Origin of the sequence: Burkholderia sp. FL-7-2-10-S1-D7, from assembly GCF_001524185.1 — a bacterium.
In the GTDB taxonomy this organism is placed as follows: Bacteria; Pseudomonadota; Gammaproteobacteria; order Burkholderiales; family Burkholderiaceae; genus Burkholderia; species Burkholderia diffusa.
Genome location: NZ_LOWY01000039.1, coordinates 18,182 through 37,360 on the forward strand (window position 1 = coordinate 18,182; position 19,179 = coordinate 37,360).

The window sequence follows — 19,179 nt, forward strand, 5'->3', positions numbered from 1 at the left end:
CTCATTGAGCTGGATAATCAAGATGACCAAGTATTACGACTACATCATTGTGGGAGCCGGGTCGGCCGGATGCGTGCTGGCGAGTCGCCTGACCGAGGACTCGAACGTCAGCGTGCTGGTGCTGGAGTACGGCGGGAGCGATCGCAGCGTCATCATCCAGATGCCGAGCGCATTCTCGATGCCGATGAACACGAAGAAGTTCAACTGGCACTACGAGACTGAACCGGAGCCGCATCTGGACGGACGTCGCCTGCACTGCCCGCGCGGCAAGGTGCTCGGCGGCTCCTCGTCGATCAACGGGCTGGTCTACATTCGCGGCCATGCGTGCGATTTCGACGAATGGGAGTCGCTCGGCGCCCGCGACTGGGGATACCGCAATTGCCTGCCGTATTTCCGCAAGGCCGAGAGCTACAAGTTCGGCGGCGACGAATATCGCGGCGCATCGGGCCCGCTCAGCACCAACAACGGCAACAACATGCAGAACCCGTTGTACGGCGCGTGGGTGGAAGCGGGCGCCGACGCCGGATACATCAAGACAGACGACTGCAATGGCTACATGCAGGAAGGGTTCGGCGCGATGCACATGACGGTCAAGAATGGCGTGCGGTGGTCGACCGCCAACGCGTATCTTCGCCCGGCAATGCAGCGCCACAACCTGACCGTCGTCACGCATGCGATGACGCGCCAGATCTTGATGGAAGGCACGCGTGCCGTCGGCGTGGTCTATGAGCAGGGCGGTGTCCAGCATACCGTTCGCTGCACGCGTGAGGTACTGGTGTCATCCGGGCCGATCGGATCGCCCCACCTGCTGCAGCGTTCGGGCATCGGGCCGGCCGACGTGTTGCGCAAAGCAGGGATCGAGGTCAGACACGACCTGCCGGGCGTCGGCGAGAATCTGCAGGATCACTCGGAAATCTATATCCAGTACCAGTGCAAGGAGCCGGTGTCGCTCAACGGCAAGATGGGGTGGTTCGGCAAGGCGATGATCGGCCTGCGCTGGCTGCTGTTCAAGGACGGGCTGGGCGCCAGCAATCATTTCGAAGCGGGGGGATTCATCCGCTCCGAAGCCGGCCTGCGCTGGCCGGACATCCAGTTCCATTTCCTGCCGGCGGCCATGCGCTACGACGGTGACAAGCCGTACAAGGGGCACGGCTTCATGGTGCTCACCGGACCGAACAAGCCGAAGAGCCGCGGGTATGTCCGGGTTCGATCCGCCGATCCGTTCGAACATCCCGAGATCAGGTTCAACTATCTCGAGCGGGAGGAAGACCGCGAAGGGTTCCGCCGCTGCGTGCGTCTCACGCGCGAAATCGTCGGGCAACCGGCCATGGATCGCTTCCGCGGGGTGGAGCTGGCGCCCGGGCCGGACGTGAGAACCGACGACGAGATCGACGCGTTCGTGCGCGCCAACATGGAAAGCACGATGCATCCGTGCGGGTCATGCCGAATGGGCGAGGACGACATGGCGGTGGTGGATTCCGAATTGCGCGTGCGCGGCATTCAGGGCCTGCGCGTGATCGATTCGTCAGTATTCCCAACCGAACCGAACGGGAACCTGAATGCACCGACCATCATGCTGGCCGAGCGGGCTGCCGATCTGGTGCGCGGCCGGAAAATGCTCGAACCATCCGATGCACCGGTCGGCTTCGTCGAGGAATGGGAGGCGCTGCAGCGCACCGGCACGCCCAGACGCAAGGTAGCCGTTTAAACGCCGCGCGGATCGCACACCGGCGGGTCGAACGGTGCCCGTTCGGCCCGACCGTTCCGTCGGCGATCGGCCACCCCGTCACGACGCTCGCGGTGTTTTCGGCGACACCGCACCGCACGCACGAATCACGAGCTGCACGACCTGCTCGGTCTTCTCGGCGAACGCCTTCTGCGTGAACGCACGCTTGCCGCTCAGCGCGCGGATCTGCGCATCGAAATCCGCATAGTGCTGCGTCGTTGCCCAGATCAGGTACATCAACGCGTGTGCATCGATCGGCGCGAGCAGCCCGCGCGCGATCCAGCCTTCGATCACCTTCACGCGCGTGTCGAACCAGGGCTTCACGCGTTCCGACAGGATGTCCTGCATGTGCGCGGCACCGTGGATGATCTCGTTGGCCCACACTTTCGAGCCGAGCGGGCGCCGTCGCGACAGATCCATCTTCGCGCGCACGTAGCCGCCGATCGCTTCCACCGGATCGTCGCCGGCCTCGAACGAACCTGCCGCGCGATGCCAGTCCTCGAACAGGTCGTCGAGCACGCGACGGTACAGCGCAAGCTTCGTCGGGAAGTAGTAATGCAGGTTCGCCTTCGGCAGGCCCGCACGTTCGGCGATCATCGCCGTGCTCGCACCGTCGAGCCCGCGCTCCGCGAATACGGCTTCCGCACAGGCCAGCAGATGCGCTTCGTTGGACTCGCGGATGTGCGCCTTGCGTCGCCGCAAGGGCGTGTTCGTTTCGTCGTCGCCGGTGGCTTCGGCGGCCGCTTCGTCATGTCTCATCGTTACCCTCGCGCGGCTTGCGTGCCGCGTTGCGCTTCATTCTAGCCGCTGGTTCGCATCGAACGCACGTGCTCGCCCACATCGGCGCGCGGGATGCTGCGATGCGGTGGCACGTTTCTCGCTCGCTCGATTCACGCAAGAAAGACATTGCGCTGGGCATTTTGATCGTCTAAAACCTGTCCAATCGGACAGGATTTGATGATCGACGGAATGCAGTGCCGGCAATCCGCCGATCGGTCGGACGAATCACGCGAACGATGCGCATCTGCACCTTGCCGGTGCGGGCTTGCCCCGACAGCAGCAGTGCGTGCACCGGCGGCAACCGGAATGACGACATGACCGACCCCACAGGAGCGATACGAATGAACGCGGTATCGGAAACAGTGAAGCGGGCAGCATTCGACACGTCGATCAAGGTCGACGGCAAGCGGTTGTGGGACAGCCTGATGGAAGTCGCGAAGATCGGCGCGACGCCGAAGGGCGGCGTGTGCCGCCTCGCGCTGACCGATCTCGACAAGGCCGGACGCGACCTGATCGTCGGCTGGGCGAAAGCCGCCGGCTGCACGGTGACGGTCGATACGATGGGCAACGTGTTCATGCGCCGCGCGGGCCGCGTGGCCGACGCGGCGCCGGTCGTCACCGGCTCGCACGCGGATTCGCAGCCGACGGGCGGCCGCTTCGACGGCATCTACGGCGTGCTCGGCGGCCTCGAGGTGATTCGCAGTCTGAACGATCACGGCATCGAGACCGAGCATCCGGTCGAGGTCGTGATCTGGACCAACGAGGAAGGTTCGCGCTTCGCGCCGGCGATGGTCGCGTCGGGCGTGTTCGCGGGGGTGTTCCCGCTCGAGTACGGGCTGTCGCGCAAGGATGTCGACGGCAAGACGATCGGCGAGGAACTCGCGCGCATCGGCTACGCGGGCGACGTACCCTGCGGCGGCCGCAAGCTGCATGCGGCGTTCGAGCTGCATATCGAGCAGGGGCCGATTCTCGAAGCCGAATGCAAGACGATCGGCGTCGTGACGGACGCGCAGGGGCAGCGCTGGTACGAGATCACGTTCACCGGCCAGGAAGCGCACGCGGGGCCGACGCCGATGCCGCGCCGCCGCGACGCGCTGCTCGGCGCATCGCGCGTGGTCGATCTCGTGAACCATATCGGCCTCGATCACGCGCCGTTCGGCTGCGCGACGGTCGGGATGATGCAGGTTCACCCAAACTCGCGCAACGTGATTCCCGGCCGCGTGTTCTTCACCGTCGATTTCCGTCATCCGGACGACGCGGTGCTCGCGAAGATGGATGCTGCATTGCGCGATGGTGTGGCGCGCATCGCGGGCGAGATCGGGCTCGAAACCGCGCTCGAGCAGATTTTCTACTACAAGCCCGTCGCGTTCGATCCGGCCTGCGTGGCGGCCGTGCGCGGCGCGGCCGATCGCTTCGGCTACTCGCATCGCGACATCGTGTCGGGCGCGGGGCATGACGCGTGCTACCTGGCGCAGGTCGCGCCGACGTCGATGGTGTTCGTACCCTGCGTCGACGGCATCAGTCACAACGAGATCGAGGACGCGACGCCTGCGTGGATCGAGGCCGGCGCGAACGTGCTGCTGCACGCGATGCTGTCGCGCGCATGCGAGCCGGCTTCATGACGGACCGGATCTAGCGCAGCCGGCAGGCCGCTCATCGCCTGACCGTGGCATTCCCAAGCAGGACCGCCCCGACTGTGCATTCGCAGCCGGCGGGGACGGCTTTGTCTCCACCAGTCGAAGGAACGCGTATGATCACCAAGCCAACCGGCGATATCGCCGCGCATCGCCTGTCGTCCACGCAACTCTCGTGCGAATTCGCAGATATCGCGCCGCTGCTCGATCCGACTGCCGCCGCGGCCGCCGCCAGCCGCTGCCACTACTGCTACGACGCGCCGTGCGTGAAGGCCTGCCCGACGCAGATCGACATCCCGAGCTTCATTCGCAAGATCGGCAACGGCAACCTGAAGGGTGCCGCGACCGACATCCTGTCCGCGAATCCGCTCGGCGGGATGTGCGCACGCGTTTGCCCGACCGAGATCCTGTGCGAAGGCGCGTGCGTGCGCAATCACCAGGATGCGCAGCCGGTCGCGATCGGCGCGCTGCAGCGGCACGCGACCGACTGGGCGATGGCGAGCGGCGCGGTGCGCTTTACGCGTGCGCCCGATACGGGGCGGCATGTGTCGGTGGTCGGCGCGGGGCCGGCCGGGCTCGCCTGCGCGCACCGGCTCGCGCTCGCCGGGCATCGCGTCACGCTGTTCGATGCGCGGCCGAAGGCGGGCGGCTTGAACGAATACGGGATCGCCGCGTACAAGACGGTCGACGATTTCGCGCAACGCGAAGTCGAGTGGCTGCTGTCGGTCGGCGGCATCGCGCTGCAGACGGGCGTCGCGCTCGGCCGCGACGTGACGCTCGACGCGCTGCGCGAGCGGCATGACGCGGTGTTTCTCGCGATGGGCCTGGGCGGCGTGCGCACGCTCGCGATCGACGGCGAGGAATTGAGCGGCGTGATGAACGCGGTCGACTTCATCGAGCAGGTGCGGCAGGCCGACGCGCTGGAGCACGTGCCGGTCGGGCGGCGCGTGGTCGTGATCGGCGGCGGCAATACGGCGATCGATGCGTCCGTGCAGAGCCGCAAGCTCGGCTCGGAGCGCGTGACGATGGTGTACCGGCGCGGCGTGGACGCGATGAGCGCGACCTGGGCCGAACGCGAGTTCGCGCAAAAGAACGGCGTCACGCTCGTCACGCACGCGAAGCCGGTGCGTATCGTGGGCGCGGGCGGGCATGTGACGGGTGTCGAATTCGAGGCCGCGTCGGGCGAGCGTTTCACCATCGACGCGGACATGGTGCTGAAGGCGATCGGCCAGACGCTGGTGCCGGACGGTGTCGCGGCCGCGCTGCTGACAGCGGACGGCACGCGCATCGCGGTCGACGCGGACGGACGCACGGCGTTGCCCGACGTGTGGGCCGGCGGCGATTGCGCGGCGACGGACGGCATCGACCTCACGGTGCAGGCCGTGCAGGACGGCAAGCGCGCGGCGGCGGCGATCGACGCGGCGCTCGCGCGGCGCGCCGCCAAGGCCGCGTGAGCGCGGCATACGCAACGGCATCCCGCGCATCGCGTGCATTGCGCGCGCCACGCGAATCACGATAGACGCCCCATTTCTACGGAGCCGAACATGGCCGACCTTCGCTGCACCATCGCAGGCATCACTTCGCCGAATCCGTTCTGGCTGGCCTCCGCACCGCCGACCGACAAGGCGTACAACGTCAATCGCGCGTTCGAGGCGGGCTGGGGCGGCGTCGTCTGGAAGACGCTCGGGCTCGATCCGCACGTCGTCAACGTCAGCTCGCGCTATGGCGCGGTGCAGTGGAACGGCCAGCGGATCGCCGGGCTGAACAACATCGAGCTGATCACCGACCGGCCGCTCGACGTGAACCTGAAAGAGATCGCGCAGGTGAAGCGCGACTGGCCCGATCGCGCGCTGATCGTCTCGCTGATGGTGCCGTGCAACGAGCGCGACTGGAAATGGATCCTGCCGCTCGTCGAGGATACGGGCGCCGATGCGGTCGAGTTGAACTTCGGCTGCCCGCACGGGATGAGCGAGCGCGGGATGGGCGCGGCGGTCGGGCAGGTGCCGGAATACGTCGAGATGGTCACGCGCTGGGTCAAGGAAGGCACGAAGTTGCCGTGCCTCGTGAAGCTCACGCCGAACATCAGCGACATCCGGATGGGCTCGCGTGCCGCCTACAAGGGCGGCGCGGACGGCGTGTCGCTGATCAACACGATCAACTCGATCGTTGCGGTGGACCTTGACCAGATGGCGCCGATGCCCACCGTCGACGGCAAGGGCACGCACGGCGGCTACTGCGGCCCGGCGGTCAAGCCGATCGCGCTGAACATGGTCGCGGAGATCGCGCGCGACCCGGAAACGCCGAACCTGCCGATCTCCGGCATCGGCGGGATTTCGTCGTGGCGCGACGCGGCCGAGTTCATCGTACTGGGCGCCGGCAGCGTGCAGGTGTGCACCGCCGCGATGCATTACGGATTCCGGATCGTGTCGGACCTCGCCGACGGGCTGTCGAACTGGATGGACGAGAAGGGCTACGCGACCCTCGACGACGTGCGCGGCCGCGCGGTGCCGAACGTGACCGACTGGAAATATCTGAACCTGAAGTACGACATCAAGGCGCGTATCGACCAGGACCGCTGCATCCAGTGCGGGTTGTGCCATATCGCGTGCGAGGACACGTCGCACCAGGCGATCACGGCCGAGAAGGACGGCGTGCGGCACTTCGAGGTGGTGGACGCGGAGTGCGTCGGGTGCAATCTTTGCATGCATGTGTGTCCGGTCGAGCAATGCATCACGATGGAGCGGGTCGACGCGGGCGACTACGCGAACTGGACCACGCATCCGAACAACCCGGCGCGTGCCGACGCGGGTGCGGGCCCGGCGGAACCCGCGAAGCATGCGAAAGCGGCCTGACCGGCGGCCGGCGGCGCGGCACCGTCCGCACCGCTGCTTGTGTCCTGTTCTGCCGGCATCGCACGATGCCGGCGCTGACGTTTACGTGGAGCGCGTCCGATGAAACCAGCAGCGATTCCCGCCGATCCCGACAGCGCCGCGGCGCCGGCCGGCAGCCTGTACAACGACGACCTCGCGCCGACGACGGCGTCACAGCGCACGTGGCGCTGGTATCACTTCGCGGCGCTGTGGGTCGGGATGGTGATGAACATCGCGTCGTACATGCTTGCGGCCGGACTGATCCAGGAAGGCATGTCGCCGTGGCAGGCCGTGCTGACCGTTTTGTTCGGCAACCTGATCGTGCTCGTGCCGATGCTGCTGATCGGCCATGCAGGCGCGAAGCACGGGATTCCGTATGCGGTGCTCGTGCGCGCGTCGTTCGGCACGCAGGGCGCGAAGCTGCCCGCGCTGCTGCGCGCGATCGTCGCGTGCGGCTGGTACGGCATCCAGACCTGGCTTGGCGGCAGCGCGATCTATACGCTGCTGAACATCCTGACCGGCAACGCATTGCACGGCGCCGCGCTGCCGCTCGTCGGCATCTCGTTTGGGCAAGTTGCGTGCTTCCTCGTGTTCTGGGCGCTGCAGCTGTACTTCATCTGGCACGGCACCGATTCGATCCGCTGGCTCGAGAGCTGGTCCGCGCCGATCAAGGTCGTGATGTGCATCGCGCTCGTGTGGTGGGCGACGTCGCAGGCGGGCGGCTTCGGCACGATGCTGTCTGCACCGTCGCAGTTCGTTGCGGGTGGCAAGAAGGCGGGACTGTTCTGGGCGACGTTCTGGCCGGGCCTGACCGCGATGGTCGGCTTCTGGGCGACGCTCGCGCTGAACATTCCCGACTTCACGCGCTTCGCGCATTCGCAGCGCGACCAGGTGATCGGGCAGTCGATCGGGCTGCCGCTGCCGATGGCGCTGCTGTCGGTGGTGTCCGTCGTGGTGACGTCGGCCACCGTCGTGATCTACGGCAACGCGATCTGGGATCCGATCGACCTGACGAGCCGGATGACGGGTATCGGCGTGGGCATCGCGCTCGTGATCCTGACGCTCGACACGATGTGCTGCAACCTCGCTGCGAACCTGGTCGGTCCTGCTTACGATTTCTCGAGCCTTTGGCCGAAAGCGATCTCGTACCGCACGGGCGGGCTGATCACCGCGACGCTCGCGATCGTGATGATGCCGTGGAAGATCCTCGCGACGACGGACGGCTACATCTTCACGTGGCTCGTCGGCTATTCGGCGCTGCTCGGGCCGGTCGCGGGCATCCTGATGGTCGACTACTTCCTGATTCGCGGCACGCGGCTCGATACGCGCGCGCTGTTCGACGAGCGCGGCGACTTCAGCTACGCGCGCGGCTGGAACCCGGCCGCGCTGGCGGCGCTCGCGATCGGCGTGCTGCCGAACCTGCCCGGCTTCCTGCACACCGCGTTCCCGGCGTCGTTCCCGAACGTGCCGGCGTTCTTCAACACGCTCTACACGTATGCGTGGTTCGTCGGCCTCGTGCTGGCGTCCGGCGTGTACGGTACCTGGATGAAGCGGCGCGCCGGACAGCGCGCGCAGATCGCGAGCGCGTGATGCGCGAACGCATGCGGTACCCGACAGTCAACGAGGAGGCAACCAAATGGCAATCCTGATTCGCGGCGGCACCGTGGTCGATGCGGACCGCACTTATCGCGCGGACGTACTGTGTGCCGACCCGCAGGACGGCGGCACGATCGTGCAGATCGCTCAGACGATCGACGCGCCAGCCGGCGCGACGGTGGTCGACGCGCACGACCAGTACGTGATGCCGGGCGGCATCGATCCGCATACGCACATGGAACTGCCGTTCATGGGCACGACGGCGAGCGACGACTTCTACTCGGGCACGGCCGCCGGGTTGTCGGGCGGCACGACCAGCATCATCGACTTCGTGATCCCGAGCCCGAAGCAGCCGCTGATGGACGCGTTCCACGAGTGGCGCGGCTGGGCAGAGAAGGCCGCGGCCGACTACGGCTTCCACGTGGCCGTTACGTGGTGGGACGAATCGGTGCACCGCGACATGGGCACGCTCGTGCGCGAGCACGGCGTGTCGAGCTTCAAGCACTTCATGGCGTACAAGAACGCGATCATGGCGGACGACGAGGTCCTCGTGAACAGCTTCTCGCGTTCGCTCGAACTCGGCGCGCTGCCGACGGTGCACGCGGAGAACGGCGAACTGGTGTTCCGGCTGCAGCAGGCGCTGCTCGCGCGCGGGATGACGGGGCCGGAGGCGCATCCGCTGTCGCGACCGCCGGAGGTGGAGGGGGAGGCTGCGAACCGCGCGATCCGCATCGCGCAGGTGCTCGGCGTGCCCGTGTATATCGTGCACGTGTCGGCGAAGGACGCGGTCGACGCGATCACGCGCGCGCGCAGCGAAGGGTTGCGCGTGTTCGGCGAGGTGCTGCCGGGACACTTGGTGATCGACGAGTCGGTGTATCGCGACCCGGACTGGACGCGTGCGGCCGCGCACGTGATGAGCCCGCCGTTCCGCTCGGCGGAGCATCGCGAGGCGCTGTGGCGTGGGCTGCAGGCGGGGCAGCTGCATACGACGGCGACCGATCACTGCGTGTTCTGCGCGTCGCAGAAGGCGATGGGCCGCGAAGACTTCACGAAGATCCCGAACGGCTGCGGCGGCGTCGAGGATCGCATGTCGGTGCTGTGGCATCACGGCGTGAATCATGGCCGCATCACGCCGAATGAATTCGTGCGGATCACGTCGACGAACGCCGCGCAGATCTTCAACCTGTATCCGCGCAAGGGGGCGGTGCAGGTCGGCGCCGATGCCGATCTGGTCGTGTGGGACCCGTCCGCGACGAAGACGATCTCGGTGAAGACCCATCACCAGCAGGTCGATTTCAACGTGTTCGAAGGGATGACGGTGCAGGGCGTCGCGACCCACACCCTCACGCGCGGCGCACTCGCATGGGCCGACGGCGAGCTGCGTGCTGTGCGCGGCGCGGGGCGCTATCTGAAGCGTCCGCCCGCGGCCGGCTACTACGAGGCCGCGCGCATCGCGAACCGGCTGCGCGAGCCACATCCGGTCGAACGCGCGGGCTGAGCGGCGTACTGCGTCCGTTGCGCGGGGCGTGTCTGTTCGAACGGCACGCCCCGCGCGCGTTTACGCGGCCGGTCGCGTGCATCGCCGTCCCTGCCTCTTCTCGGCCTCCCGTCAATTCTCTCAACATATGGGACGCATCGAGCATCGTCGCGCCCGTCCGATTTCCAGGTACATAGAAGAACTGAGCAAATCCACGACGCGAGCGAAACCGCACGGCGCATGCCATTTTGATTGCGTTGCCGTCATGCATGACGGCGAGTAATATCCACCGACGGCGTTCACGGGCGTGCCGGGCCGCCTGCCGATCATTCAAATAAACATCGAGAGAAAGGAGTACGAGGTGGATATTCTGCGCAGTCTCCTGGGCATGCTGTTCCTGCTGCTGTTGGCCTATCTGCTGTCGAACAACCGGCGCGCCGTGAGCGGCCGGACCCTGATCGCCGCGCTGCTCACGCAGTTTGCGATCGGCGCGCTGGTGCTGTTCGTGCCGTCGGGCCGCGCGGCGCTGGCGGCGGCCGCGAACGGCGTCAATCGCGTGCTCGACATGGGCAATCACGGCATTGCGTTCGTGTTCGGCGGGCTGGTCGACGCGCGGATGTTCCAGCTGTTCGGCGACGGTGGGTTCGTGTTCGGCCTGCGCGTGCTGCCGATGATCATCTTCGTCACCGCGCTGATCGCGGTGCTGTATTACGTGGGCGTGATGAAGTGGATCGTCGCGATCCTCGGCGCGGGGCTCGCGAAAGTGCTCGGCGTGAGCCGCATCGAGGCGTGCTCGGCCGTCGCCACGATCTTTCTCGGGCAGAGCGAAATGCCCGCGCTCGTGAAGCCGTTCGTGCGGCACATGACGGGCGCCGAGATCTTCACGGTGATGGCGAGCGGCATGGCGTCGGTCGCGGGCTCGGTGCTGGTCGGCTACGCCGGTCTCGGCGTGAAGATGGAGTACCTGCTCGCTGCATCGTTCATGGCAGTGCCGGGCGGGCTGCTGTTCGGCAAGCTGCTGTTCCCGACCGTGGAGCCGAGCCGTGTCGTGCTCGACGGGCTCGATTTCGACGACAAGCGGGCCGCCAACGTGATCGAGGCGGCGGCGTCCGGCGCGTCGGTGGGCCTGCGGATCGCGATCAATGTCGGCGCGATGCTGATCGCGTTCGTGGGGCTCATCGCGCTGATGAACCTCATCGTCGGCGGCGTGGCCGCGTTCGCGGGCTTTCCGCAGGTGACGCTGCTGGGCATCATCGGCCACCTGTTCGCGCCGCTGGCGTGGATCATCGGCGTGCCATGGCACGACGCGGCGCTGGCCGGCAACTTCATCGGCGAGAAGCTGATCTTCAACGAGTTCGTCGCGTACGGCGACCTGTCGCCGTATCTGAAGGGCAGCGCGCACGTCGCGGCGGCCGGCCTGCAGGTGCTCGACCCGAAGACGCTCGCGATCGTGTCGTTCGCGCTGTGCGGCTTCGCGAACTTCTCGTCGATCGCGATTCTCGCGGGTGGCTTCAGCGCGGTCGCGCCGGAGCGCCGCTCGGAAGTCGCGCGGCATGGCTTGCGTGCGCTGACGGCCGCGACGTTGTCGAACCTGATGAGCGCGGCGATTGCCGGCCTGTTCTTTTCGCTGAATTGAGCGATCAAGGAGACGCAACGATGTTTCTGCCGCAGGAGTTCATTCGCCGCAAGCGCGACCGGCAGCCGCTCGATCGCGACGAGATTGCCGCGTTCGTGCGCGGCGTGACCGACGGCAGCGTGACCGAGGGCCAGGTGGCGGCGTTCGCGATGGCTGTGTACTTCAACGACCTGAGCACCGATGAGCGCGTCGCGCTGACGATCGCGCAGCGCGACTCCGGCGACGTGCTCGACTGGCGTGCGCTCGATCTCGGCGGACCGGTGATCGACAAGCATTCGACCGGGGGCGTCGGCGATGTCGTGTCGCTGATGCTCGGGCCGATGGTGGCCGCATGCGGCGGCTATGTGCCGATGATCTCGGGGCGCGGGCTCGGCCATACTGGCGGCACGCTCGACAAGCTCAGTGCGATCCCCGGCTACGACGTGACACCGGATACGGACACGTTTCGCCGTACGGTGCGTGACGTCGGCGTCGCGATCATCGGGCAGACCGCGCGGCTCGCGCCGGCGGACAAGCGCATCTATGCGATTCGCGATGTGACGGCGACCGTCGAGTCGGTCGCGATGATCACCGCGTCGATCCTGTCGAAGAAGCTCGCGGCGGGGCTCGACGGGCTCGTGATGGACGTCAAGGTCGGCTCCGGCGCGTTCATGCCGACTGCCGAGAAATCGGCCGAGCTGGCACGGAGCATCGTCGCCGTCGGAAACGGCGCCGGCATGAAGACGACCGCGATCCTGACCGACATGAACCAGTCGCTCGCGCCGTGCGCGGGCAATGCACTCGAAGTCGCGTGTGCGATCGACTACCTGACGGGCAAGTCGCGACCGGCGCGCCTGCATGACGTCACGATGGCGCTGTCGGCGCAGTTGCTCGTCACCGGCGGGCTGGCGAACGATGTCGCACAGGCGCGCACAATGTTGCAGCAGGCGCTCGACTCGGGCGCGGCGGCGGAACGCTTCGCGCGAATGGTGGCGACGCTCGGCGGCCCCGTGGACCTGATCGAAGCGCCCGCGCATCATCTTGCGCGGGCGGATGTGATCGTGCCGGTTCCGTCACCCGCGAGCGGTGTGGTGAAGCGGGTCGATTGCCGCGCGCTCGGGCTCGCGGTCGTCGCGCTCGGCGGCGGCCGCACGCGCGCGGAGGATGCGATCGACTACCGTGTCGGCCTGACGGCACTCGCGGAGATCGGGCAGCGTGTCGAAGCCGGCCAGCCGCTCGGCTATGTGCATGCCCGCGACGACGCGGCCGCCGCCCGTGCGGTGGACGAGGTGCGGCAAAGCTACGTGCTGGGCGACACGGGCGAGGCGAACCCGACCATTTACGAGCAGATCGGCTGACCGTGCGCCGATGCCGGCACGGCGGAACGTGCGGGTATCGGTGCCCACCTCACATGACGGGGGAGTATCGTGCCGGCCGGTATGCGCCGTGTCGACGCATCCCCGCACACGACTGGAGGCACCATCGAGATGGAACGAGACGAACTGATCGACCAGGCCAGGGCGGCGCGCGAACGCGCGTATGCGCCGTATTCGCTCTTCATGGTCGGCGCTGCGCTGCAGGCGCGCGACGGAACGGTTTTTCACGGTTGCAACGTCGAGAACGCGTCGTACGGACTGTGCAATTGCGCGGAACGCACGGCGATGTTCGCGGCGATCGCGGCCGGCTATCGTCCGGGGGACTTCACGCGGCTCGCGGTCGTCGGCGATACCGACGGCCCGATCGCGCCGTGCGGCGCGTGCCGCCAGGTGATCATCGAGATCGGCAAGCCCGACATCGAAGTGATCCTGGCCAACCTGAAAGGGGCCGTCGAGGTCACGACGGCCCGCGCGTTGCTGCCGGGCGCGTTCAGCCTGTAACGGACACGCCGCGGCACGCTGCCCGCATCATGTGCCGTCACGCGCGTCCCGGATCGGGATCACGGTGCGCGCGCCGCACTGGCGCAGCAGGTCGCGCAGTTCGTTGATGACCGGAAACACCTCGTGGTTCCAGTCGGCGCCCTGCCGGTCGTGCGCTTCCTGCTCGCGCTCGACGATCCAGCGATCCTCGCGGAAGATCCGCTCGGTGAACCAGACGAGCAGCGGCCACGCGAGATCGAGCGCGAACGGGATGCCGGGCTTGTGGATCGACAGCAGACCGAACGTGCGGTTGGTACGCTGTTCCGCATCGAGCGGCACGTAGACGATCCACAGGTCCATCACGAGCGTGCCTTCGCTCGAGCGGATCTGCAGCGTCTGGTACGGGTAGCCGGTGCGAACTGTCATCACGCTCTTGTCGGCCTGGTCGCCGGGCTTCTTGCTCGAGCCGAACACGAGCGCCTCGCCGACCGGCTGCTTGCCTTCCATGCGCGCGAACGTGTAATCGACCTCGACCCAGTCGTCGCCGCGGCGCCGGCCGAGTGCGCGCGCCCGCATCTGCCCCATCTGCTTGCGATGCAGGAACTGATGGTTCATGTCCATCAGGTTCTCGTGCATGAACGAGTAGTGGCACTTGACCTCGCGGCCGAAGCGGCGCGTCTTGAATGCGCGGTCGTCCGCCGATTCGAGCGCGGGGAACGGGCGTTCGTCGGCGAGCGTCGCGTCGCCGGGAAACACGAAGATCACTCCGTGCGCCTCGCGGCACGGGTACGCCCGCACGCCGTTGGGCAAACGCTCGCGGCCGAGGTAGGGCACGTCGACGCAACGGCCGCTGTCGCACGCATAGGTCCAGCCGTGGTAGCAGCAGCGCAGCGTTTCGCCGCTCACGACGCCCGCATGCAGCGGCACCTGGCGGTGCGCGCAACGATCTTCGAGCGCATACACGGCGCCGGATTCGGTGCGCACGAGCACGATCGGATCGCCGGCGAAGCGCACGCCGAGCGTCTTGCCGCGCTTCAGTTCGCGCGACCACGCGAGCGGATACCAGTGATCGGGATGGATGGGCACGCGGCGCAGGTCGCGCACGACCGCGCCGGTGGACGGGTCTTCGAGGGTGCCGCGGTCAGACAAAGGCACTGCGCGCATGCGTGACGCCTCCTGGCTGGACGGAAGGTCCGGACGCCGCAACAAGCGGCGTGGCTTGGGAGAAGTCTACGCGAAGTTGCACCGCATGGCGGACGCGATGCGGGTTTGCACCGGCACGGCGTGCGCGGTTTGTTTGATGCGGCGCAACCGGGGCGCGGGCGGCGCGCGCGGCATGCGCGGCCGCCCGGCTGCGGCCGGTGGCCGGTCACGAGCGGGCATCGCGCCACAGCACCGGGTCGGCGCGGTACAGCGCCGGGAAGTAGTGTTTCAGCCCGGCGACCTTCGGCAGGTCGTTGAACGCGATGTATGGCGCGTCGGGATGCAGCTCGAGGTAGTTCTGGTGATAGGCCTCGGCCGGGTAGAACCCCTTGTAGTCCTCGATACGCGTGACGACCGGCGCCGGAAACACGTGCGCGGAGCCGAGCTGCGCGACGTACGCGGTCGCGACCGCGCGTTGCTGCGCGGTGGTCGGGAAGATCGCCGACCGGTACTGCGACCCTTCGTCGGGGCCTTGCCGGTTGAGTTCGGTCGGATCGTGCGCGACCGAGAAGAACACCTGCAACAGCCGGCCGTAGGTGATCTGCGTCGGGTCGTAGACGATGCGTACCGATTCCGCGTGCCCCGTCAGCCCGGACCCGACGAGTGCATAGTGCGCGGTTTCGGACGCGCCGCCCGCATAACCGGCCGTGACCTGCTTCACGCCTTTCACATGCTCGAACACGCCCTGCACGCCCCAGAAACAGCCGCCCGCGAACACGGCCGTCTCGTCATGCGATGCGCCGGGTGTTTCGTCGAGTGTCGGCGCGGGCACGGTGCGCATCGGCTCGGCGGAGTTGACGATGCGCTGATAGCCGAACACGGCGGCGGCCGCGACGGCGAGGGCGCCGATGCGGCGCAGCATCGCTGTGCGCCGTCGCGGCGTGGAAGCGCGGGTGGGTGTCGGGTTCATGGTGGGCTCCTTCGGAATGCGTTGGGGAAGACGGCGGTCGGGTGTCGGCCTGGCATGCGTTCAACCGAACGTGAATGCGTACGCATCGACACCCGGATCGAGAAACTCGATCGCGAACGTGCGGTCGGCGATGGCGCCCGGCTGCCGGACGAGCTGGTACAGGCGCTGCCCGGTAACCGTGCCGTAGCCCTGCGCGTCGACGTCGGTGCCGTGTGCCGCACCGGGCGCCGCGCCGTCGAGCGTCACGCGAAAGCGCACCGGCTTGCCGTTCGCACCCGGGCCGAGCACGAGGTGCAAGTCGCGCGCATGGAAGCGGTAGACGATCCGGCCGGACGGCGCGGCGAGCGACGCGCGCTCGGCGCCGACCTGCCAGGTGCCGGCGAGGCCCCAGTCGTTCAGGTCGGGGTGGGCGGGCGCGTCGTAGCGGTGTGCCGCGTCGCGCACCACGCCGCCGGGCGACGTGAAGTCGTCCGCGCGCGCATAGCCGACATAGGTTTCGGGCGAGCGGACGTCGGTGCCGTCGGCTGCCGCGAGCGCGCCTTTCGCGGGGGCGCCGGCGAGCCCGAGCGGCACGTTCAGCGCTTCCGGGTGACCGGCCTCGGCGAGCAGCGACTGGATCGCGCGTTCCGACTGCGCGTATTCGCCTTCGCCGAAGTGGTGGCGGCGCACGCGTCCCTGTGCGTCGACGAAGTAGTGCGCGGGCCAGTATTCGTTGTTGAACGCGCGCCAGATCGTGAAGTGGTTGTCGATCGCGACCGGGAAGTCGATGCCAAGGTCGTGCACGGCCTTTTTCACGTTGCCGATGTCACGCTCGAACGCGAACTCCGGTGCATGTACGCCGATCACGACGAGACCGTACGGCGCGTACTTGCGTGCCCAGGCCGTGGTGTACGGCAGCGTGCGCAGGCAGTTGATGCAGGAGTAGGTCCAGAAGTCGACGAGCACGACCTTGCCGCGCAGGCCGGCCGCGGTCAGCGGCGGCGAATTCAGCCACTGCACGGCGCCGTCGAGCGACGGCAGCGTGCCTTCGACGGGCAGCGCGGCGGGCGCCTTCGGCGCGGGCGTGATCTCCGCCGCGCGCATCATCGCGCCGCCGGACTGCACGGCATCGGCCGTCGCGGCCATCAGCGCGCCGCCCGAACCGTTCGCGGTGTGGTCTGCCGAGCCGTTTGCCGGCGAACCCGTCGCGTCCATCGCCGCCGGCGCGCCGTTCGAGCGCCCGCCGAGCCGGTCGACGAGCTTCGTCTCGAGGCCGCCCGTCGTGACGGTCGACAGCTGCGCGAGCGCGCCCGTATCGAGGCCGAGCGCGATCGCGCCGACGCCGGCCAGCAGCGCGGCGCCGATCCCGCGCTTGATCCATTCGCCCGCGCCGAGCGAGCGCTTCATCGCGGCGAACACCTTGCCGCCGATCACGAGCGCGACGCCGAGCGACGTCGCCGCACCGGCCGCATACGCAACGAGCAGCAGCGTCGTGCCGACGCTCGCGCCGCGCAGCGCGGCGCCGGTCAGCACGAGCCCGAGGATCGGGCCGGCGCACGGCGCCCACAGCAGGCCGGTGGCGACGCCGAGCAGCAGCGACGACAGCGGGCCGGCCGCGCGGCCGTCGCGCTGCGCGAGGCCGGTGAGGCGGTTGCCTGCGGCGACGAGCGGGCGCGTCAGGTGTTCGGCGAGGCGCGGCATCAGCAGCGTCAGGCCGAATATCGCGAGCAGCACGATGGCAGCCCAGCGGCCGGCCTGGTTGGCCTGCGCGACCCAGCCGCCGCCGACGGCGGCGAGCGTCGCGACGACGGCGAACGTGAGCGCCATGCCGGCCAGCAGCGGCAGGCCGGTGCGCACGAACGGCTGGTCGGCGCGCGCGAACACGAACGGCAGCACGGGCAGGATGCACGGGCTCAGGATCGTGAGCACGCCGCCGAGATAGGCAAGGACGATGAGCAGCATGGTGCGTTCTCCAGTCGGTCGGAGGTGGGGCCGGATCAGGCGGCGGCCGGGTGGAAGGTGAGCGCGAGCCCGTTCATGCAGTAGCGCAGGTGGGTGGGCGGCGGGCCGTCGTCGAACACGTGGCCGAGATGGCCGCCGCAGCGGCGGCAATGCACCTCGGTGCGGACCATCCCGAACGACGTGTCGGCGTCGGTCGCGACCGCGTGGTCGAGCGGCTTCCAGAAGCTCGGCCAGCCCGTGTGGCTGTCGAACTTGGTGGCCGATGAGAACAGCGCGAGGCCGCAGCCCGCGCACGCGAACGTGCCGGGGCGGTGCTCGTCGTTCAGCGGGCTGGTGTACGGCCGCTCGGTGCCGGCGTCGCGCAGGATCGCGTACTGGGCGGGCGTGAGCCGGCGATGCCATTCGGCGTCGCTGAGGGTGACCTCGTACGGCGCGGCCATCTTCGGCGCAGCCGTCGACGCGGCGAACGCGCGGCTGACCAGTGTGCGGCGGCCGGCCGACGACAGCGCCGCGAGCGTGGCGAGGCCGGTGGCGCCGGCGAACAGCAGCAGATGTCTGCGGGTGGGCATGATGGGCTCCTGGAAGCAGGTCCTGAAAACATGCGCCCATCGTAGTCAGCGGCCGGTGTCGAAGTCCTCACGGAAAGTTAAAGGAATTGTGATGTTTGCCGGAGGAGGCGGCCGCGTCGACGGGGTGGTGTCCGGCCAAGCGCCGGCCGGCCAGGGCTCGATAGTCGGCTGCGCCGGGTTCTGCCGTGACCGTGAGCAAGAGGCGTCTCCAACGACGGCCATGCATCAAGTATGCGACTGCTTCACGGTGTTCGCTGCGGCGGCACTCAGGCGGGATGAGTACGGCGGTGGTGTGGCGCAATCAGGCCCCGGTCAGTTGAAACTGTCGGCCTGTTCGCCGTCATAGGAGGCAAACGCGTTGCAAGGTCACTGTGCGCTGATACACGGCTTTATTGAGCCACGGCACGAATACGTACTCGTCGTATGCGTCGCAGCCGATCAGGATCCAGTGGGACAGGACGTTGGACATGATGGGCCTCCTTGATTTCGCTAGCGTCGTTGTGGCGGGGCCAACGCATCGCGATCGGCATCCGTCGTGCTCACACCCGGTATACCGGGCGAGCGAGGCGCCTATTCCCGGGGCGGCGCGATGCGCTTCATGCGCCGGATACCGCGCGTCGCCGGAATAAACGGGACCGCTCGGGGGTATGCCGACCAGGCAGCATCACTCAGCACACGTTTCGACGGGGAGGTTTCGATGAACGACACGCGCAGGCAAACCCGTGACATTCTGCGCGGAGCGGAGCGGAGCGCAGCGCGTTCGCGAGGATCCCGCGAACGCAGACGACGCCCCGGCGTCACCGTCCTTCCGGGAAGACGTCGACATGCGCCCGCCGTCGCACGACCGCGCACCGTATCCCGTGCAGCATGCGCACGATTCCGAGGCCGGGAAGCCGGCGTCCGCGCATGACGGGCTGCACTAGATCGCGCGAAGGCTGCAGCTCGGGTCCGGCATCATGTCCGGTCGACCGAAGCGACGCCCGCATGGTGCGGCACCGGCAC

Annotated in this window: 15 protein-coding genes; 9 read left to right on the plus strand and 6 right to left on the minus strand. The window is 67.9% G+C overall.

Features of this window, described 5'->3' with window-relative positions:
* Positions 1-22 precede the first annotated feature (22 nt).
* Entirely contained in the window at positions 23-1,708 is a 1,686-nt protein-coding gene (betA, locus tag WS75_RS16175; RefSeq protein ID WP_059681389.1) for a choline dehydrogenase, read from the plus strand.
* 78 nt (positions 1,709-1,786) lie between these two features.
* Here the strand turns inward: betA and WS75_RS16180 are convergent, their stop codons facing one another.
* On the minus strand, positions 1,787-2,485 hold the full coding sequence (locus WS75_RS16180; RefSeq protein ID WP_059681390.1) for a TetR/AcrR family transcriptional regulator: 699 nt from the start codon (positions 2,483-2,485) through the stop codon (positions 1,787-1,789).
* Positions 2,486-2,847: 362 nt separating this feature from the next.
* Here WS75_RS16180 and WS75_RS16185 point away from each other — a divergent pair, with 362 nt between their 5' ends.
* The 8 genes from WS75_RS16185 to WS75_RS16220 all read left to right on the plus strand — a co-directional run bounded on the left by WS75_RS16185 (position 2,848) and on the right by WS75_RS16220 (position 13,575).
* Entirely contained in the window at positions 2,848-4,128 is a 1,281-nt protein-coding gene (locus WS75_RS16185) for a Zn-dependent hydrolase (protein WP_059681391.1), read from the plus strand.
* Between the two features lie 128 nt (positions 4,129-4,256).
* Positions 4,257-5,594, plus strand: a complete 1,338-nt coding sequence (locus WS75_RS16190; protein ID WP_059681392.1) for an NAD(P)-dependent oxidoreductase — start codon at positions 4,257-4,259, stop codon at positions 5,592-5,594.
* A gap of 90 nt (positions 5,595-5,684) precedes the next feature.
* Positions 5,685-6,992: an NAD-dependent dihydropyrimidine dehydrogenase subunit PreA gene (gene preA / locus WS75_RS16195; RefSeq protein WP_059681393.1), complete on the plus strand. Its 1,308-nt coding sequence runs from the start codon at positions 5,685-5,687 to the stop codon at positions 6,990-6,992.
* A 99-nt stretch (positions 6,993-7,091) separates the two neighbouring features.
* Positions 7,092-8,600, plus strand: a complete 1,509-nt coding sequence (locus WS75_RS16200; RefSeq protein WP_059681394.1) for an NCS1 family nucleobase:cation symporter-1 — start codon at positions 7,092-7,094, stop codon at positions 8,598-8,600.
* Between the two features lie 46 nt (positions 8,601-8,646).
* Positions 8,647-10,104 carry a dihydropyrimidinase gene (hydA, locus tag WS75_RS16205; RefSeq protein WP_059681395.1) on the plus strand — a complete coding sequence of 486 codons (1,458 nt, stop codon included), beginning with the start codon at positions 8,647-8,649 and terminating at the stop codon, positions 10,102-10,104.
* 340 nt (positions 10,105-10,444) lie between these two features.
* Positions 10,445-11,719, plus strand: coding sequence for a NupC/NupG family nucleoside CNT transporter (locus tag WS75_RS16210; RefSeq protein WP_059681396.1), 1,275 nt, complete (start codon positions 10,445-10,447; stop codon positions 11,717-11,719).
* A gap of 20 nt (positions 11,720-11,739) precedes the next feature.
* On the plus strand, positions 11,740-13,056 hold the full coding sequence (deoA, locus tag WS75_RS16215) for a thymidine phosphorylase (RefSeq protein ID WP_059681397.1): 1,317 nt from the start codon (positions 11,740-11,742) through the stop codon (positions 13,054-13,056).
* A gap of 129 nt (positions 13,057-13,185) precedes the next feature.
* Positions 13,186-13,575, plus strand: a complete 390-nt coding sequence (locus tag WS75_RS16220; RefSeq protein WP_059681398.1) for a cytidine deaminase — start codon at positions 13,186-13,188, stop codon at positions 13,573-13,575.
* Between the two features lie 27 nt (positions 13,576-13,602).
* Here WS75_RS16220 and WS75_RS16225 read toward each other — a convergent pair whose 3' ends face one another.
* The 5 genes from WS75_RS16225 to WS75_RS34595 all read right to left on the minus strand — a co-directional run bounded on the left by WS75_RS16225 (position 13,603) and on the right by WS75_RS34595 (position 18,646).
* On the minus strand, positions 13,603-14,718 hold the full coding sequence (locus WS75_RS16225; protein WP_059681399.1) for an aromatic ring-hydroxylating oxygenase subunit alpha: 1,116 nt from the start codon (positions 14,716-14,718) through the stop codon (positions 13,603-13,605).
* A gap of 205 nt (positions 14,719-14,923) precedes the next feature.
* Complete coding sequence (msrA, locus tag WS75_RS16230; RefSeq protein WP_059681400.1) at positions 14,924-15,667, minus strand: peptide-methionine (S)-S-oxide reductase MsrA; 744 nt, start codon at positions 15,665-15,667, stop codon at positions 14,924-14,926.
* 60 nt (positions 15,668-15,727) lie between these two features.
* Entirely contained in the window at positions 15,728-17,608 is a 1,881-nt protein-coding gene (locus WS75_RS16235) for a cytochrome c biogenesis protein DipZ (protein ID WP_059681401.1), read from the minus strand.
* Between the two features lie 35 nt (positions 17,609-17,643).
* Entirely contained in the window at positions 17,644-18,177 is a 534-nt protein-coding gene (gene msrB, locus WS75_RS16240) for a peptide-methionine (R)-S-oxide reductase MsrB (protein WP_059681402.1), read from the minus strand.
* Positions 18,178-18,517: 340 nt separating this feature from the next.
* A complete protein-coding gene (locus WS75_RS34595) occupies positions 18,518-18,646 on the minus strand; it encodes a hypothetical protein (protein ID WP_257129397.1) in 129 nt (42 codons plus the stop codon).
* Positions 18,647-19,179: the final 533 nt, after the last annotated feature.

Coding starts and splice junctions, on each gene's coding strand:
- betA (WP_059681389.1), top strand. CDS start 23: ATGACCAAGTATTACGACTACATCATTGTGGGAGCCGGGTCGGCCGGA.
- WS75_RS16180 (WP_059681390.1), bottom strand. CDS start 2,485: ATGAGACATGACGAAGCGGCCGCCGAAGCCACCGGCGACGACGAAACG.
- WS75_RS16185 (WP_059681391.1), top strand. CDS start 2,848: ATGAACGCGGTATCGGAAACAGTGAAGCGGGCAGCATTCGACACGTCG.
- WS75_RS16190 (WP_059681392.1), top strand. CDS start 4,257: ATGATCACCAAGCCAACCGGCGATATCGCCGCGCATCGCCTGTCGTCC.
- preA (WP_059681393.1), top strand. CDS start 5,685: ATGGCCGACCTTCGCTGCACCATCGCAGGCATCACTTCGCCGAATCCG.
- WS75_RS16200 (WP_059681394.1), top strand. CDS start 7,092: ATGAAACCAGCAGCGATTCCCGCCGATCCCGACAGCGCCGCGGCGCCG.
- hydA (WP_059681395.1), top strand. CDS start 8,647: ATGGCAATCCTGATTCGCGGCGGCACCGTGGTCGATGCGGACCGCACT.
- deoA (WP_059681397.1), top strand. CDS start 11,740: ATGTTTCTGCCGCAGGAGTTCATTCGCCGCAAGCGCGACCGGCAGCCG.
- WS75_RS16220 (WP_059681398.1), top strand. CDS start 13,186: ATGGAACGAGACGAACTGATCGACCAGGCCAGGGCGGCGCGCGAACGC.
- WS75_RS16225 (WP_059681399.1), bottom strand. CDS start 14,718: ATGCGCGCAGTGCCTTTGTCTGACCGCGGCACCCTCGAAGACCCGTCC.
- msrA (WP_059681400.1), bottom strand. CDS start 15,667: ATGAACCCGACACCCACCCGCGCTTCCACGCCGCGACGGCGCACAGCG.
- WS75_RS16235 (WP_059681401.1), bottom strand. CDS start 17,608: ATGCTGCTCATCGTCCTTGCCTATCTCGGCGGCGTGCTCACGATCCTG.
- msrB (WP_059681402.1), bottom strand. CDS start 18,177: ATGCCCACCCGCAGACATCTGCTGCTGTTCGCCGGCGCCACCGGCCTC.
- WS75_RS34595 (WP_257129397.1), bottom strand. CDS start 18,646: ATGTCCAACGTCCTGTCCCACTGGATCCTGATCGGCTGCGACGCATAC.